13 protein-coding genes are annotated in these 13,449 nt (G+C 68.8%); 3 read left to right on the top strand and 10 right to left on the bottom strand.

Going from position 1 to position 13,449, the window contains the following annotated elements; all coding sequences use genetic code 11:
* Nucleotides 1-12: 12 nt before the first annotated feature.
* The 5 genes from nusA to htpX all read right to left on the bottom strand — a co-directional run bounded on the left by nusA (nucleotide 13) and on the right by htpX (nucleotide 6,320).
* Nucleotides 13-1,743: a transcription termination factor NusA gene (gene nusA / locus IFE19_RS16110; RefSeq protein ID WP_207824111.1), complete on the bottom strand. Its 1,731-nt coding sequence runs from the start codon at nucleotides 1,741-1,743 to the stop codon at nucleotides 13-15.
* A complete protein-coding gene (gene rimP / locus IFE19_RS16115; protein WP_207824113.1) occupies nucleotides 1,743-2,351 on the bottom strand; it encodes a ribosome maturation factor RimP in 609 nt (202 codons plus the stop codon). Before rimP ends, nusA begins: the two co-directional genes overlap by 1 nt.
* 140 nt (nucleotides 2,352-2,491) lie before the next feature.
* Nucleotides 2,492-4,441, bottom strand: a complete 1,950-nt coding sequence (locus IFE19_RS16120; protein ID WP_207824115.1) for a methyl-accepting chemotaxis protein — start codon at nucleotides 4,439-4,441, stop codon at nucleotides 2,492-2,494.
* Between the two features lie 107 nt (nucleotides 4,442-4,548).
* Nucleotides 4,549-5,292, bottom strand: a complete 744-nt coding sequence (trmB, locus tag IFE19_RS16125) for a tRNA (guanosine(46)-N7)-methyltransferase TrmB (protein WP_207824117.1) — start codon at nucleotides 5,290-5,292, stop codon at nucleotides 4,549-4,551.
* A gap of 53 nt (nucleotides 5,293-5,345) precedes the next feature.
* Nucleotides 5,346-6,320 (bottom strand): zinc metalloprotease HtpX, encoded by a 975-nt coding sequence (gene htpX / locus IFE19_RS16130; protein WP_207824119.1) that lies wholly within the window; start codon nucleotides 6,318-6,320, stop codon nucleotides 5,346-5,348.
* A gap of 85 nt (nucleotides 6,321-6,405) precedes the next feature.
* On the opposite strand from htpX, the gene IFE19_RS17820 reads away from it, so the two are divergent.
* Both IFE19_RS17820 and IFE19_RS16140 read left to right on the top strand, forming a co-directional pair.
* Nucleotides 6,406-6,654 carry a DUF1674 domain-containing protein gene (locus IFE19_RS17820; protein WP_225910313.1) on the top strand — a complete coding sequence of 83 codons (249 nt, stop codon included), beginning with the start codon at nucleotides 6,406-6,408 and terminating at the stop codon, nucleotides 6,652-6,654.
* Between the two features lie 95 nt (nucleotides 6,655-6,749).
* On the top strand, nucleotides 6,750-7,580 hold the full coding sequence (locus IFE19_RS16140) for a hypothetical protein (RefSeq protein ID WP_207824123.1): 831 nt from the start codon (nucleotides 6,750-6,752) through the stop codon (nucleotides 7,578-7,580).
* Between the two features lie 103 nt (nucleotides 7,581-7,683).
* Here the strand turns inward: IFE19_RS16140 and pyrF are convergent, their stop codons facing one another.
* Complete coding sequence (pyrF, locus tag IFE19_RS16145) at nucleotides 7,684-8,406, bottom strand: orotidine-5'-phosphate decarboxylase (RefSeq protein WP_207824125.1); 723 nt, start codon at nucleotides 8,404-8,406, stop codon at nucleotides 7,684-7,686.
* A gap of 97 nt (nucleotides 8,407-8,503) precedes the next feature.
* Here pyrF and IFE19_RS16150 point away from each other — a divergent pair, with 97 nt between their 5' ends.
* Entirely contained in the window at nucleotides 8,504-9,202 is a 699-nt protein-coding gene (locus IFE19_RS16150; protein WP_207824129.1) for a MarC family protein, read from the top strand.
* A 202-nt stretch (nucleotides 9,203-9,404) separates the two neighbouring features.
* Here IFE19_RS16150 and IFE19_RS16155 read toward each other — a convergent pair whose 3' ends face one another.
* The 4 genes from IFE19_RS16155 to glpK form a co-directional block, all read right to left on the bottom strand.
* Nucleotides 9,405-10,211 carry an SDR family NAD(P)-dependent oxidoreductase gene (locus IFE19_RS16155; protein ID WP_207824131.1) on the bottom strand — a complete coding sequence of 269 codons (807 nt, stop codon included), beginning with the start codon at nucleotides 10,209-10,211 and terminating at the stop codon, nucleotides 9,405-9,407.
* A gap of 10 nt (nucleotides 10,212-10,221) precedes the next feature.
* Complete coding sequence (locus IFE19_RS16160) at nucleotides 10,222-10,692, bottom strand: Rrf2 family transcriptional regulator (RefSeq protein WP_207824132.1); 471 nt, start codon at nucleotides 10,690-10,692, stop codon at nucleotides 10,222-10,224.
* 91 nt (nucleotides 10,693-10,783) lie between these two features.
* Nucleotides 10,784-11,857 (bottom strand): phosphotransferase family protein, encoded by a 1,074-nt coding sequence (locus IFE19_RS16165; RefSeq protein ID WP_207824134.1) that lies wholly within the window; start codon nucleotides 11,855-11,857, stop codon nucleotides 10,784-10,786.
* Nucleotides 11,858-11,897: 40 nt separating this feature from the next.
* Nucleotides 11,898-13,421: a glycerol kinase GlpK gene (gene glpK / locus IFE19_RS16170; RefSeq protein ID WP_207824136.1), complete on the bottom strand. Its 1,524-nt coding sequence runs from the start codon at nucleotides 13,419-13,421 to the stop codon at nucleotides 11,898-11,900.
* Between the last annotated feature and the right edge of the window lie 28 nt (nucleotides 13,422-13,449).

The raw sequence follows: 13,449 nt of genomic DNA on the forward strand, positions 1-13,449 counted from the left end.
CCGCGGCTTTCATCAGGCGTCTTGCGACGGCTCGAGGTCTTCATCGAAGACCTCCGCATCGGCTTCAACGGCTTCGCCTTCGTATTCGGCGCCCTCTTCACCGGCTTCGGCGAAGATTTCTTCCTCATACTCGGGCTCGGGTTCGGGCTGCGGCAATTCCGAGGCGTCGATCCAGCCAGCGGCCACGCGGGCCTGCAGGATCAGCAGCTCGGCGTCTTCCTGCGACAGGTTGAAGCTTTCCAGCACGCCCGGAACCTTCACGCGCTCGCCGTTGCGGACTTCATAGCCGCCGCGGATCTCGTCGGTGGCCAGGTCGGCCAGGTCCTCGACCGTCTTCACCCCGCCTTCGCCCAGGGCGACGGCGATGGCGCCGGTCACGCCCGGCACGTTCAGGACGTCGTCTTCGACGCCCAGAGCCACGCGCTTGGCGTCCAGTTCGGCGGCCTTGCGGTCCAGGAACTCGCGGGCGCGGGTCTGCAGTTCTTCGGCGGTCTCCTCGTCGAAGCCTTCGATTTCCGAGACTTCGTAGGATTCCACGAAGGCCAGGTCTTCGACCGTGGCGAAGCCTTCGGTGACCAGCAGCTGGGCGATGGTCTCGTCGACGTCCAGGGCCTCCTGGAACAGGGCGGTCCGCTCGGCGAACTCCTTCTGGCGACGCTCGCTGTCCTGCGACTCGGTGATGATGTCGATCTGCCAGCCGGTCAGCTGCGAGGCCAGGCGCACGTTCTGACCGCGACGGCCGATGGCCAGCGACAGCTGCTCGTCCGGGACCACCACTTCGACGCGATCGGCTTCTTCGTCCAGCACCACCTTGGCCACTTCAGCCGGGGCCAGGGCGTTGACGATGAAGGTGGGCTCGTCGTCGTTCCACTGGATGATGTCGATCTTCTCGCCCTGCAGTTCGGCGACGACCGCCTGAACGCGCGAGCCGCGCATGCCGACGCAGGCGCCGACGGGGTCGATCGAGCTGTCGTTCGACAGGACGGCCATCTTGGCGCGCGAACCGGCGTCGCGGGCGGCGGCGCGGATCTCGATCACGCCGTCATAGACTTCCGGCACTTCCTGGGCGAACAGCTTGGCCATGAAGCCGGGGTGCGCGCGGCTCAGCATGACCTGCGGGCCCTTGGCCTCGGGGCGGACGTCATAGATGTAGGTGCGGACGCGGTCGCCGATGTTGAACACCTCGCGTGGGATCGACTGGTCGCGACGCATGATGCCTTCGCCGCGGCCCAGGTCGACGATGGTGTTGCCGTATTCGACGCGCTTGACCGTGCCGTTGACGATCTCGCCGACGCGATCCTTGAACTCTTCGTACTGGTTGGCGCGCTCGGCCTCGCGGACCTTGCCGGTCACGACCTGGCGAGCCATCTGGGTCTGGACGCGGCCAAACTCGAACGGCGGCAGAACCTCGACATATTCCTTGCCGACCTCGGCCTCGGGGTCGCGCTTCAGGGCGTCGCGCAGACGCACCATGGCGCTGTCGTTGAATTCTTCCAGCTCGTCTTCCGGCATCCAGTCGTCACCGACGATGGTGACGTGACGCGTCAGGTTCAACTCGCCGGTCTTGTGGTCGATCTTGGCGCGGATGTCGTGATGGGCGCCATAGCGCGACTTGGCGCCCTTCTGGATCGCTTCCTCGATCGCCTCGATGACGATCTCCCGGTCGATGTTCTTCTCGCGCGCGACGGCGTCGGCGATCGAGAGCAGTTCCAGGCGGTTGGCGGAAATACCGGTGACGGCCATCAGGCTTTGTCCTTGGTCGAGGTCGGGGTGGTTTGTTCGTCTTCGGCTGCGCCCAGAGACGCATCTTGGGGCAGGCCGTCGTCTTCGGGTTCACCGCGCGCCGCGCGCAGGGCCGCGCCGCGCTTCAGCAGTTCGTCGGTCAGCACCAGCTTGGCGTCCGCGACCCACTCGAAGGGGATCAGGGCGGTGTCGTCCTCGCCGTCCAGATCAATGGCGACATTATCGCCCTCGACGCCGGCCAGAACACCCTTGAAGCGCTTGCGGCCCTCGACCATGCGGTCGGTTTCCAGGCGGGCCTCCAGGCCTTCGAACAGGCTGAAATCGATCAGGCGAGTCAGGGGCCGGTCGATGCCGGGCGACGAAACTTCCAGCAGGTATTCGCCCGAGATCGGGTCGGCGGCGTCGAACACTTCCGACACGGCGCGCGACAGGCGGGCGCATTCCTCGACCGAGATGTCGTTGTCGACGACGCGCTCGGCCATGATCTGCAGGCGGCGGCGCAGAGTGCCGCCCATCAGGCGCACGCGCACGACGGCCAGCCCCAGGCTCTCGGCCACGGGGTCGATCATCTCCAGCAGGGCGCGGTCTTCAGCGGTCTTGGCGCGCAAGGGTCAGGTCCAAATACAAAAGCGGCGGTCCGTCCGGGCCGCCGCTTGAAACGACGCCGTTGGACGCCGGTCTAACGATGTGAGCGGTCATATAGGCGAAAGCGGGGGCCGTGTCAGCCCCCGCCGTCGTCAGACCCGATTCAGAACTCCTCCCAGCCGTCCGTAACCACGGCCAGGGCCGGCTTGCGGGCGCCGCCGCGACCGACGGTCTTGAGCGCGGCGATGGTCTGGGCCACCGGTTCCGGCGTGCGGGCCGGAGCGGGAGCCGCGGCCGGCGCCGGCTTGCGCACGGCGACAGGCGCCGCGGCGTGGCCGGTGCGGAAACGCGACACCGAGGACGCCAGAACGTCGGCCTCCTGGGCCAGCGAGTGGCTGGCGGCGGTCGACTGCTCGACCATGGCCGCATTCTGCTGGGTCACCTGATCCATCTGGTTCACGGCGGTGTTGACCTGTTGCAGGCCGGTGGCCTGTTCCTGGGCCGAGGCCGAGATTTCCGAGACCAGGCCGTCGATTTCCGCCACGCGGCTGACGATGCGTTGCAGGGCCTCGCCGGTCTGACCGACCAGGGTCACGCCCGCCCCGACCTGCTGGCCCGAGGCGGAGATCAGGGTCTTGATCTCTTTCGCCGCCTCGGCCGAGCGCTGGGCCAGGGCCCGCACTTCGGAGGCCACGACCGCGAAACCACGACCGGCGTCGCCCGCGCGGGCGGCCTCGACCCCGGCGTTCAGGGCCAGAAGATTGGTCTGGAAGGCGATCTCGTCGATGACGCCGATGATGTTGCCGATCTGGGCCGAGGACTGCTCGATGGCGGTCATGGCCTCGACGGCGTCGCGCACCACCTGACCGCTCTTCTCGGCGTCGCCGCGCGCGGCCTGGACCACGCCAGAGGCCTGACGGGCGCCGTCGGCGGTCCGGTTCACCGTGGCGGTGATCTCGTCCAGGGCGGCGGCGGTTTCCTCCAGGCTGGCGGCCTGCTGCTCGGTGCGGCGCGACAGGTCGTCCGAGGCCTGCGAAATCTCGCTGGAACCCGAACGGATGGCGGCGACATTGTCGACCACCACGGCCACGGCCTGCTCCAGCTGGGCGATGGCGGTGTTGAAGTCGCTTTTCAGCTGTTCCGAACGCGCAGCCACCTGGGCGGTCATGCGGTGGGTCAGGTCGCCGTTGGCCATGGCCTGAAGGCCCTGCCCCAGGGCGACGACGGCGACACGGTCTTCCTCGGCGACGCGGGCCTTTTCAGCCTCGACGAGGACGCGCTCCTCCTCGGCGGCGGCGCGTTGGGCCACGGCCTCGGCTTCCAGGCGGTCGTTGGCGATGGCGGCGTCGCGGAACACTTCCAGGGCTCCGGCCATGCGGCCGATCTCGTCGTGACGCGCCAGACCCGGAATGGCGGTCGCCTTGTCGCCGTCGGCCAGACGCTTCATGCGATCGGCCAGGGCCACGACCGGTCCGGCGACCGAACGGCCCAGCATCCAGCCGGCCACGCCCATGGCCAGGGCCACGGCCAGGGCCATTCCCCCCAGGGTCAGGGCGGCGCGCGCCACGGCGGCGACGATCTGATCCGTATAGACGCCCGAGCCGATAACCCAGCCCCACGGCTTGAAAGCCTTGACGTAGGAGACCTTGGACGCTGGCTCTTCCTGACCCGGCTTGGCCCAGCGGTAGTTGAGGAAGCCGGCGCCGTCGCGGCGGGCGATCTCGGTCATTTCACGGAACATGAAGACGCCGTCGGCGTCGGTCTTGGTGCTCAGGTCCTGACCTTCCAGCTGCGGGCTGAAGGGGTGCATGACCATGCGCGGCTGCATGTCGTTCACCCAGAAGTAGTCGTCCTGGCCGTAGCGCAGGGCGCGCAGGGTCGACAGGGCCGCCGCCTGGGCCTGGGGCCGCGTCATGACCCCCAGCTGTTCCTGGGCCTGATAGTGGGACACGACGCTATGGGCGACCTCGACCGTCTTCTTGGTCCGGTCGGCGATCTCGGCGCGCATGACGCCGTCGAGCTTCATCAGAGAGAGGCCCGTCACCAGAAGCAGGCCGGCCACCGCCAGCACCGACAGCAGGTTCACCCTGCCGCCGATCGTCAAACTACGCATTCGTCATATCCCCTGACTGTCAGGGTCAGGATGAAGAACGCCGGTAAACGCAGCGGAAAACCCGTGCTGCGTAAAATTCCCTGCGTAAAAGCCCTTATGCCGCTAGGTCAGCCTTGGCGTCGAAACTCCAGGAAGATCGGCGTGGTGTCGCCCAGCTTCTTTTCCTCATAGCGGGTGACGACGTGGTCGGCCGGAACGGCGAACCAGTCCTGGCCCTCGGCCATGATCCGCGTCAGACTCGGCGTGCGCGCCAGCCGCTCCAGCGCCCATTCGGCGTAGTCCAGCCAGTCGGTGACGAAGCGCACCCGGCCGCCGGGTTTCAGCAGGCGCGCGATCTCGACCGCCGTCTCGTCCTGCAGCAGACGGCGCTTGTTGTGGCGCGCCTTGTGCCAGGGGTCGGGGAAGAGGATCATCACCCGGTCCAACGAGGCGTCCGGCAGGGCCGTCATCACCGCGCGGGCGTCGTCGGCGTGCAGGCGCACGTTCTTCAGACCGCCCTCCTCCACATGGCGCAGGGCCGAGGCCACGCCATTGAGGAAGGGTTCGCAGCCGATCATCAGGGCGTCGGGGTTGCGTGTCGCCTGTTCGGCCAGGTGTTCGCCGCCGCCGAAACCGATCTCCAGCCAGACTTCTTTCGCTTCCGGCATCAGGGCCAGGGGGTCGATCGGGCCCTTGCTCGGGTCCGGCACGGCGATCTGCGGCATCAGGGTGTCGAACAGGGCCGCCTGACGCGCCTTGATCGGCCGCGACTTGATGCGCCCGAACGAGCGCAGCGGGCCATGGGCTTGAGCCCACTCGGGGCGGTCACTGTCGAAGGCGGGCAGATCGGCGGGGTCGGACTTGTCGGTCATGGCGCGCGCTCTAACCCCTTAAGGCCGCGCACGCAAAGGCGATCCGCCCTGGATCAGCCCCAGGGGCCACGCGGGGCGGTCGGCGCCGAGGGCGTGGTCGGCACGCTGGTCCGGCTCGCGCCCGGCGTCGGAGCCGGCGCCACGGGGGCCGTCGCCGGGCGTCGGCTCATGCCCATGCTCGCCCCCAGCTCCATCAGGGCGCGCACGCGATTACCGGTGGCCGGGTGGGTCGAGAACAGGTTGTCCGCCCCCTTCCCGTTCAGCGGATTGATGATGAACATATGGGCCGTGGCCGGATTGCGCTCGGCGGGCGCGTTCACCGCCCCACGGGCATAGGCCTCGATCTTCTGCAGGGCCGAGGCCAGGGCGTGGGGGTCGTTGGCGATCTCGGCGCCGACGCGGTCGGCCTCGTATTCTCGCGACCGACTGATGGCCATCTGCACCAGACCCGCCGCCATGGGCGCCAGCAGCATCAGGGCGATGGTCCCGATCATGCCTCCCGGCCGCTCGCGGTCGTCGCCGCCGCCGAAGAAGAGGGCGAAATTGGCCAGCATGGCGATGGCGCCCGCCACCGTGGCCGTCACCGTCATGGTCAGGGTGTCGCGGTTCTTCACATGGGCCAGCTCGTGCGCCATCACGCCGCGCACCTCTTCGCGCGTCAGCATGTCCAGCAAGCCGCTGGTGGCGGCCACGGCGGCGTTCTGCGGATTGCGGCCGGTGGCGAAGGCGTTGGGCTGGTCGTTGGGAATGATGGTGATGGTCGGCAGGGGCAGGCCCGCGTCCGTCGCCATCTGCTTCACGTCGGCGACATAGGCCCGGACCACGGCGTTGGGGTGGGTCTCGTCCACCACCTGAGCCCTGTACATCTTCAGCACGATCTTGTCGGCGTTCCAGTAGCTGAACAGGTTCATCCCCGCCGCCACCGCCAGGGCGATCGCCATGCCGGTCGCGCCGCCGATCAGATAGCCCAGCCCCATGAACAGGGCGGTCATCACGGCCAGCAGGGCGAAGGTCTTGAGATGGTTCATAGGGTCCGGGCGTCGTCAGGGGTGGCGAAGAAGTCCTGAAGCTCTATTTGAGGCCCTGCACTCCCGCCCTCAAGGCAGACCCCCTGTGACCGAACAGCCCACCTCCCCCATCACCGACGCTGTCGAGGAAACGCCTGCGTTCAACGCTGACGTGCCTCACGCGACCTCGGAGCGCCCCTTGAGCGAGGCCGCGCGCCGCGCCCTTCTGGAAGCGGCCGAACGTCGCAATGCGGCCGAGGTCCAGGTTCCGGATCAGGAACACGGCGGCCCGCGCGGCCCCGAACCGACCCGCTACGGCGACTGGGAGAAGAAGGGCCTGGCCATCGACTTCTGATGAAGTCAGCGCGCCCCTGTTCGCGCGAAGGGAGAATATTGAACGCTTCTGTCGAAACCGCATTAACCTTTGCGGCTGAAACAAGGAGCGTGGCCATGAAGGCTGTTGCATACATCGCTGTCGGCGCGGCCCTGCTCGCCGCCGGAACCGCCGAGGCGCAGCAGCGCCATGTCCGCCACAACGCCGCTTCGGGTTATGCGCATCAGGCCTACGCCCAGCGCGGCCCCATCGTCGAGAGCCGCGTCCAGACCTGGTACAGCGACAGCGGCTGGCAGGGCGGCTACGGACCGGTCGAGGCCTATGGATACGGCTATGGCTACGGCGGCGCCGGCCAGCGCCCGCCCGTGGTCATCGCGCCGCAGCAGGAACCGATCCGCCACGGCTACGGCTACAGCGGCGTCACCCGCTCCATGCCCTTCGGCTATCCGGTGGACGGCTATGGCCGCTATCCGTGGGCGCGCGGCTATGGATACGGCCAGGGTCAGTATCAGACATCCTACTATCAGGGCGGCTATGCCCCGGACTGCGGGCGCTGCGGCCCGCCGCCCCAGCCGGTCCACTACCGTCCCGAGCCGGTCTATGTGAGCCAGCCCCCGGTCTATGTCTCGCAGCCGCCCGTCTATGTGGAATCGCCGCCGGTCTATGTGCAGCCGGCCCCGGTCTATATCGAACCGGCCCGCGTCCATGTCTCGCCGCCGCCCGTCTATGTGGCCCCCGCCGATGTCCGCGTCGCCCCGGCCCAGGTCGAGGTCGCCCAGCCTCAGGTCCATGTCGCTCCGCCGCGCGTCGAGGCCGCGCCCCCGGTCGTCAACTTCGAGCAGGGCTACTACGCTGTTCCCGCGGCGCCGCCGCCCCCGCCTCCTCCGCCGCACCACAGGTCGCCGACCGAGCGACCCTATATGCAGGAGCCCGGCGAACGGGGCTGATACGACAAAGGGCGGCCCCCGCAAGGAGGCCGCCCTTTTTGTTTCACGTGGATCAAGGGCTTGCGCGTGATCCGATCAGCGCCACCCCTGCCGTGATCAGCCTTTAAACGAGCGCGATCTCCGCCGTGATCGCTTGCGCCGCCGCGCGCGGATCGGCGCTGGCGGTGATCGGGCGTCCGACCACCAGATGGGTCGCGCCGGCTTCCAGGGCGCTGGCCGGGGTCGCCGCCCGCGCCTGATCGTCCAGGGCCGCGCCCGTCGGCCGCACGCCCGGCGTCACGATCAGGAAGTCGTCGCGGCCCGCCGCCAGGGCGATCTCGCGCACCCGCCCCGCCTCATGCGGGCTGGAGACCACGCCGTGGACGCCCGCCTCCAGCGCCTGACGCACGCGCAGTTCGACCAGATCCGCCGCCGACAGGCTGTGGTCGTCCGCCTTCAGGTCCTCCTCGGTCAGGCTGGTCAGGACCGTGACGCCCAGAATCTTGAGGTCCGAGCCCGCCGCCCCCCGCGCCGCCGCCGCCATGACCTGAGGCCGGGCGTGGACGGTCAGCAGGTCGCAGCCGACATGGGCCAGCACCGCCGTCGCCTTCTCCACCGTCGCCCCGATGTCGTGCAGCTTCCAGTCCAGAAACACCTGAGCGCCCGACGCCTTCAGCTCTCGCGCCAGACCCATGCCGTCCGAGGCAAACAGCTGCAGCCCGACCTTGTAGAAGCCGACTGCGTCGCCGATCCGCTCGACCAGGGCCCGCGCCTCATCGGTCGTCGGCACGTCCAGGGCGCAGATGACGCGCGGGTCGAAGGGGCGATTGGGGCGGTCTTCGGACATTTCCGGCTCTCGGCGGGTTGCAGGCGCGCGCGGATGCCCCGATAGGTGAGACAAGGGGTCGCGGGTCGCGCGGCGGGATTTAAGGCGGGGGCAAGCAATGAACGCGGTCGATCTGGGGGTCAACCTGTTCGTGGCGCTGTTCGCGCTGCTGGACCCCATCGGCAATGTGCCGATCTTCGCCGCCGCCACCGCCGGGGCCTCCCTGCGTCAGCGCATCAGCGTCTCGGCCATGATCTGCGCCTTCGCGGTCGCCTTCCTGGCCTTCTTCTTCTTCACCGGCCTGGGCCTGCTGCAGTTCTTCGGCATCTCCCTGGCCGCCTTCCGCATCGCCGGCGGCATCCTGCTGCTGCTGCTCGGCCTGGACATGGCGCGCGAGGACTTCCTCAAGATCTTCGCCGACGCCGACGCCGTGACCGACGCCAAGGACGTGCGCGGCTACGCCAAGCGCCGCTTCAAGCGCCTGATCGTGCCCTTCGCCATTCCCCTGATGATCGGCCCGGGCGCCATCTCGGCCATCATCATCAACGCCGGCGAGGCCCAGAAGCTGGGCGCGGCGGGCACGGCCGCCTCGCTCACCGCCATGGTCGCGGCCTGTCTCGTCACCTTCCTGTGCTTCGCCGCCACCGGCCCGATCAGCCGCATCCTCGGCGACGTCGGCATGGCCATCGTGGTCCGCGTCCTGGGCCTGATCCTGTGCGCCCTGGCCATCCAGTTCATCATCGCCGGCCTGGGCGAGGCCATCCCGGGGATGTTCAGTCTGGGCGTCACCGCCCCCTACCCTGCGGGCGGTCACTAAGGGGACTCTAGTCCTTCTCCCGATGGGAGAAGGTGGCCCGAAGGGCCGGATGAGGGTCGCCGGCATCCGTCGGCGTAAGCCGCCGCGCCACGGCTCACGCCGACTGAAACCACAGCCCCTCACCCTTTCGCCTGACCAATCGCTGCGCTCCTGGAGGCTCAAGCCCTCTCCCGCCGGGAGAGGGTAGAGATGAGATCAGTCGCTACAGTCTATCCAGCCGTTTGGCGTGGCCGCCGACCATCTTCAGCGCCAGGGCGTCGGGCAGCAGCCCGCCCAAGGCCGCCAGCACATTATTGGCGACCCCCGGCGTCACGCGCGGCCGATTGGCCTCGACCGCCTCCCAGCCGATGCGGGCCACGCGGTCGGCGTCCATCCACATCCATTTCGGATAGGCGCTCGACACCTGCTCGCGCGAACCGTTGACGTCGTGGAACTCGGTATAGGTGTAGCCGGGGCATAGCGCCGTAACGTGCACGCCGGTCCCTTGCGTCTCCAGCCACAGGCCTTGCGACGCCTTGATCAGGAAGCTCTTGATCGGCCCGTAAAGCGTGTCGCCGCCGGTCGCCGGCATCTGCCCGGCCAGCGAGGCCACGTTCAGCACCCGGCCCCAGCCGCGTTCGATCATGCCCGGCAGCAGCAGGCGCGACAGCTCGACCGGCGCCGTCAGCATGACGCGGATCATCGACGCATGGTCGGCTGGATCGGTGGCCAGAAAGCCCGTGGTGCGGCTGAAGCCCGCGTTGTTGATCAGGCCGTCGGCGCGCAGGCCCCGCACCGCGATGGCCTCGACCAAGGCCACAGGTGCGCCCGGCTCGGCCAGATCGGCGACGACGATGTCGGCGGTCACGCCATGCTGCCTCGCCAACTCTTGAGCGAGGGCCTGCAACGGTCCTTCGCGCCGCGCGGTCAGTATCAGGTCGTATCCCCGCCCCGCGCATTCGCGCGCCAAGGCCGCGCCGATGCCGGCGCTGGCCCCCGTGATCAGAATGGCTCGGCGATGCCCCCCCAAGCGACGCGCGTCAGGCGGCGACGGGGCAGGACGAATGCGGCGCGAAGTCGCGCAGCGAGGCGGGGTCCGCCTCCAGCAGGTCGGCGATGGTGATCTTGGCCAGGGCGGCGCCCGCGGCCTGATCGGCGGCGGTCAGGGCCTTGGCCACCTGACGGGGGATGTGCTCGCCCACCGGGCAGCCCTTGGCGCCGGCGGGGGTCGAGCCCAGGTGGGCGCAGCCGTTCACCGCCTTCAACACCTCGTCCAGACGAATGGTCTCGGGCTGGCGCAGCAGCCAGGACCCGCCCGAGGCGCCGGGGCGCGTGGCGATCAGCCCGGCCTTGGCCAACAGGGCCGTCACCCGGCGGATGACCACCGGATTGGTCGGCACCGAGGCGGCCAGAACGGCGCTGGGCGCAGCGTCGGCGGCCGAATAGGCGCCCTTGTGGGCCAGATAGGCCAGGGCGTGGGCGGCGACGGGGAATCTTTGGCTGTCAGACATCTTGATCAATGCTCCAGACCGGAAGGTAGGGCTTCCGGCGCCGTTTCACAAATCCAACCGCAACAAAAACTGTTTTAATTATCGCAAAGCTTCACGCCCCGGCCTTCCGGGCGAAGCTCCAGGCCGCCTCCGACAGGGGTCCGACCTGGGCCGCCATGGTCCTGGCGTGGGCGCTGGCGGCGGTGCCGTCGCGCACCCGCCCGGCGATGCCCTGACAGATGGCCGCCAGCCGGAACAGATTGTAGGCGAACAGCCAGTCCAGGTTCTGCGGCGCCGCCGTCCCGGTCTTTTCCGCGTAGCGCGCGACCGTCTCCTCAACCGAGGGAATGCCCAGGGCCTTCAGGTCTGCGCCGGCCAGACCGTTCCTCAAGCTGGCCGGAATGACCCAGGCGATCAGCAGATAGGAAAAGTCGGCCATGGGGTCGCCCAGGGTCGACAGCTCCCAGTCCAGCACCGCCCTCACCTTGGCCTCGCTCGGGTCGAGGATGAGATTGTCGAGGCGGAAATCGCCATGGACGATCCGCGTCGGCCCCTCCGGCGGCAAGCTGTCGGGCAGGAAGGCGATCAGCCGGTCCATGGCCGCAATCGGCTCGATCTCCGAGGCCCGATACTGCTTGGTCCAACGTCCGACCTGACGGGCGAAATAATTCCCCGGCTTGCCATAGTCCGACAGGCCGATAGCGGCGGGGTCAAAGGCGTGCAGGGCCGCCAGGGTGTCCGTCTGCGCCTCATAGATGGCGCGGCGTTCGGCGGGTTGCAGCCCCGGCAGTTTCAGGTCCCAGAAGACCCGCCCCTCGACCTTGTCCATCACATAGAAGATCGAGCCAATGACGTTTTCATCCGTACACAGAGCGTAGGGGCGCGCCACGGGGAAGCCTTGCGCGTGCAGGGCCGAGATGACGGTGAACTCGCGGTCCACGGCGTGGGCGCTTGCCAGCAGGACGCCCGGCGGCTTGCGACGCAGGACATAGGCCCGTCCCGGCGTGGTCAGTTGATAGGTCGGGTTCGACTGGCCGCCCTTGAACTGGCGGATCGTCAGCGGCCCGGCGTAGCCCGCGACATTGGCGCTCAGCCAGGCGTCCAGCGCGACCTCGTCCAGCCGATAGCGTTCGTCCACCTCGCGCGTGCCGGAAAAGGCAGACTGGGCGTCCAGATGGTCGGTCATGTCTCGTCTCCCCCGCCGACGCTCTTTGGCGTGCGTGCGATCATTCGGCGGCGATGATGGCGGCCTTCACCGCCCCGCGCCAGCCCTTCAGCAATCGCGCCCGTTCCGCCTCGCCCATGCGCGGACGCCAGACAGCGGGGGCCTCGGCGGGCGCAGTCCACAAGGCCTCAGTCAGGCCGACGCCGAAGGCCGCCAGTCGCGCCGCCCCCATGGCCGTCATCTCCTGAAAGGCCGGTCGTTCGACCTCGACCTCGCAGATGTCGGCGACGAACTGCATGGCGAAGGCGTTGGCCGTGACGCCGCCGTCCACCTTGAGCCGCGTCAGCGCCGGCGCGCCATCTTTCGCCAGGGCGTCCAGCAGGTCGCGGGTCTGATAGGCCAGGCTCTCCAGCGCCGCGCGCACGAAGTGGGCCGGACCGCTGTCGCGGGTCAGGCCAATGACCGTGCCGCGCGCCTCGGGCTTCCACCAGGGCGCGCCCAGTCCGGTGAAGCCGGGCACCAGATAGACGCCGCCATTGTCCTTCAGCGTCTGGGCCATGGCCTCGGACTGGCGCGAGTCCGAAATCACCTTCAACCCGTCGCGCAGCCACTGGATCGCCGACCCCGCCGAAAAGATGGAGCCTTCCAGCCCATAGGCGACCTGCCCGTCCGCCGCATACCCCAACGTCCCCAGCAGGCGCGAGGTCGAGGCCACCGGCTGATCCCCGACATTGGCCACCAGAAAGGCCCCCGTGCCATAGGTGATCTTGGCGTCCCCGGCCTTCAGCGCCCCATGCCCGACCAGAGCCGCCTGCTGGTCCCCCGCCGCCCCGTGGATGGGCAGGGCCCGCCCGAACAGGCTGGCGTCGCAGTCGCCCAGATGATCGGCGCAGCCCCGGATCTCGGGCAGGGCCTGCATCGGCACGCTGAACAGGTCGCACAGGTCCGCGCGCCATTGCAGGGTCTTCAGATCCATCAGGCTGGTGCGGCTGGCGTTGGTGGCGTCGGTGACGTGGCTCTGCCCGCCGGTCAGCTTCCAGATCAGCCAGGCGTCGATGGTGCCCAGCTTGACCTCGCCCCGCGCCGCCCGTTCGCGCGCACCGGGCACGGCGTCCAGCAGCCAGGCGTATTTCGAGGCCGAGAAATAGGGATCAAGGATCAGGCCGGTCGCCGCCTGAACCTCCGGCTCATGCCCCGCCGCCGCCAGCCGCGCGGTCACGTCCGCCGTGCGTCGGTCCTGCCAGACGACCGCCCGATGCAGCGGCTCGCCGGTCGCCGCGTCCCAGATGACCGAGGTCTCGCGCTGGTTGGTGATGCCCACGGCGGCGAAGCGGCCGACGCCGCCGGCCTTCCTCACCACCTCGCGACAGGTCTGCAGGGTCGCGCGCCAGATCTCGGCCGCGTCATGCTCGACCCAGCCGGACTGCGGGAAGTGCTGAGCTAGCTCGATCTGGCTGACGGCCACGGCGCTGAACGCGCCGCCGCCTCCATTTTTGTCGCCTACCGGGCTTCGCCCTACTTGAGGCGTGACTTCAAACGCAATGGCCCGCGTCGAGGTCGTGCCCTGGTCGATGGCGAGGATCATGTTCGCTTGCATCAGGAGAGTTATGCAG

This window comes from Brevundimonas pondensis (assembly GCF_017487345.1).
GTDB classification, from domain to species: domain Bacteria; phylum Pseudomonadota; class Alphaproteobacteria; order Caulobacterales; family Caulobacteraceae; genus Brevundimonas; species Brevundimonas pondensis.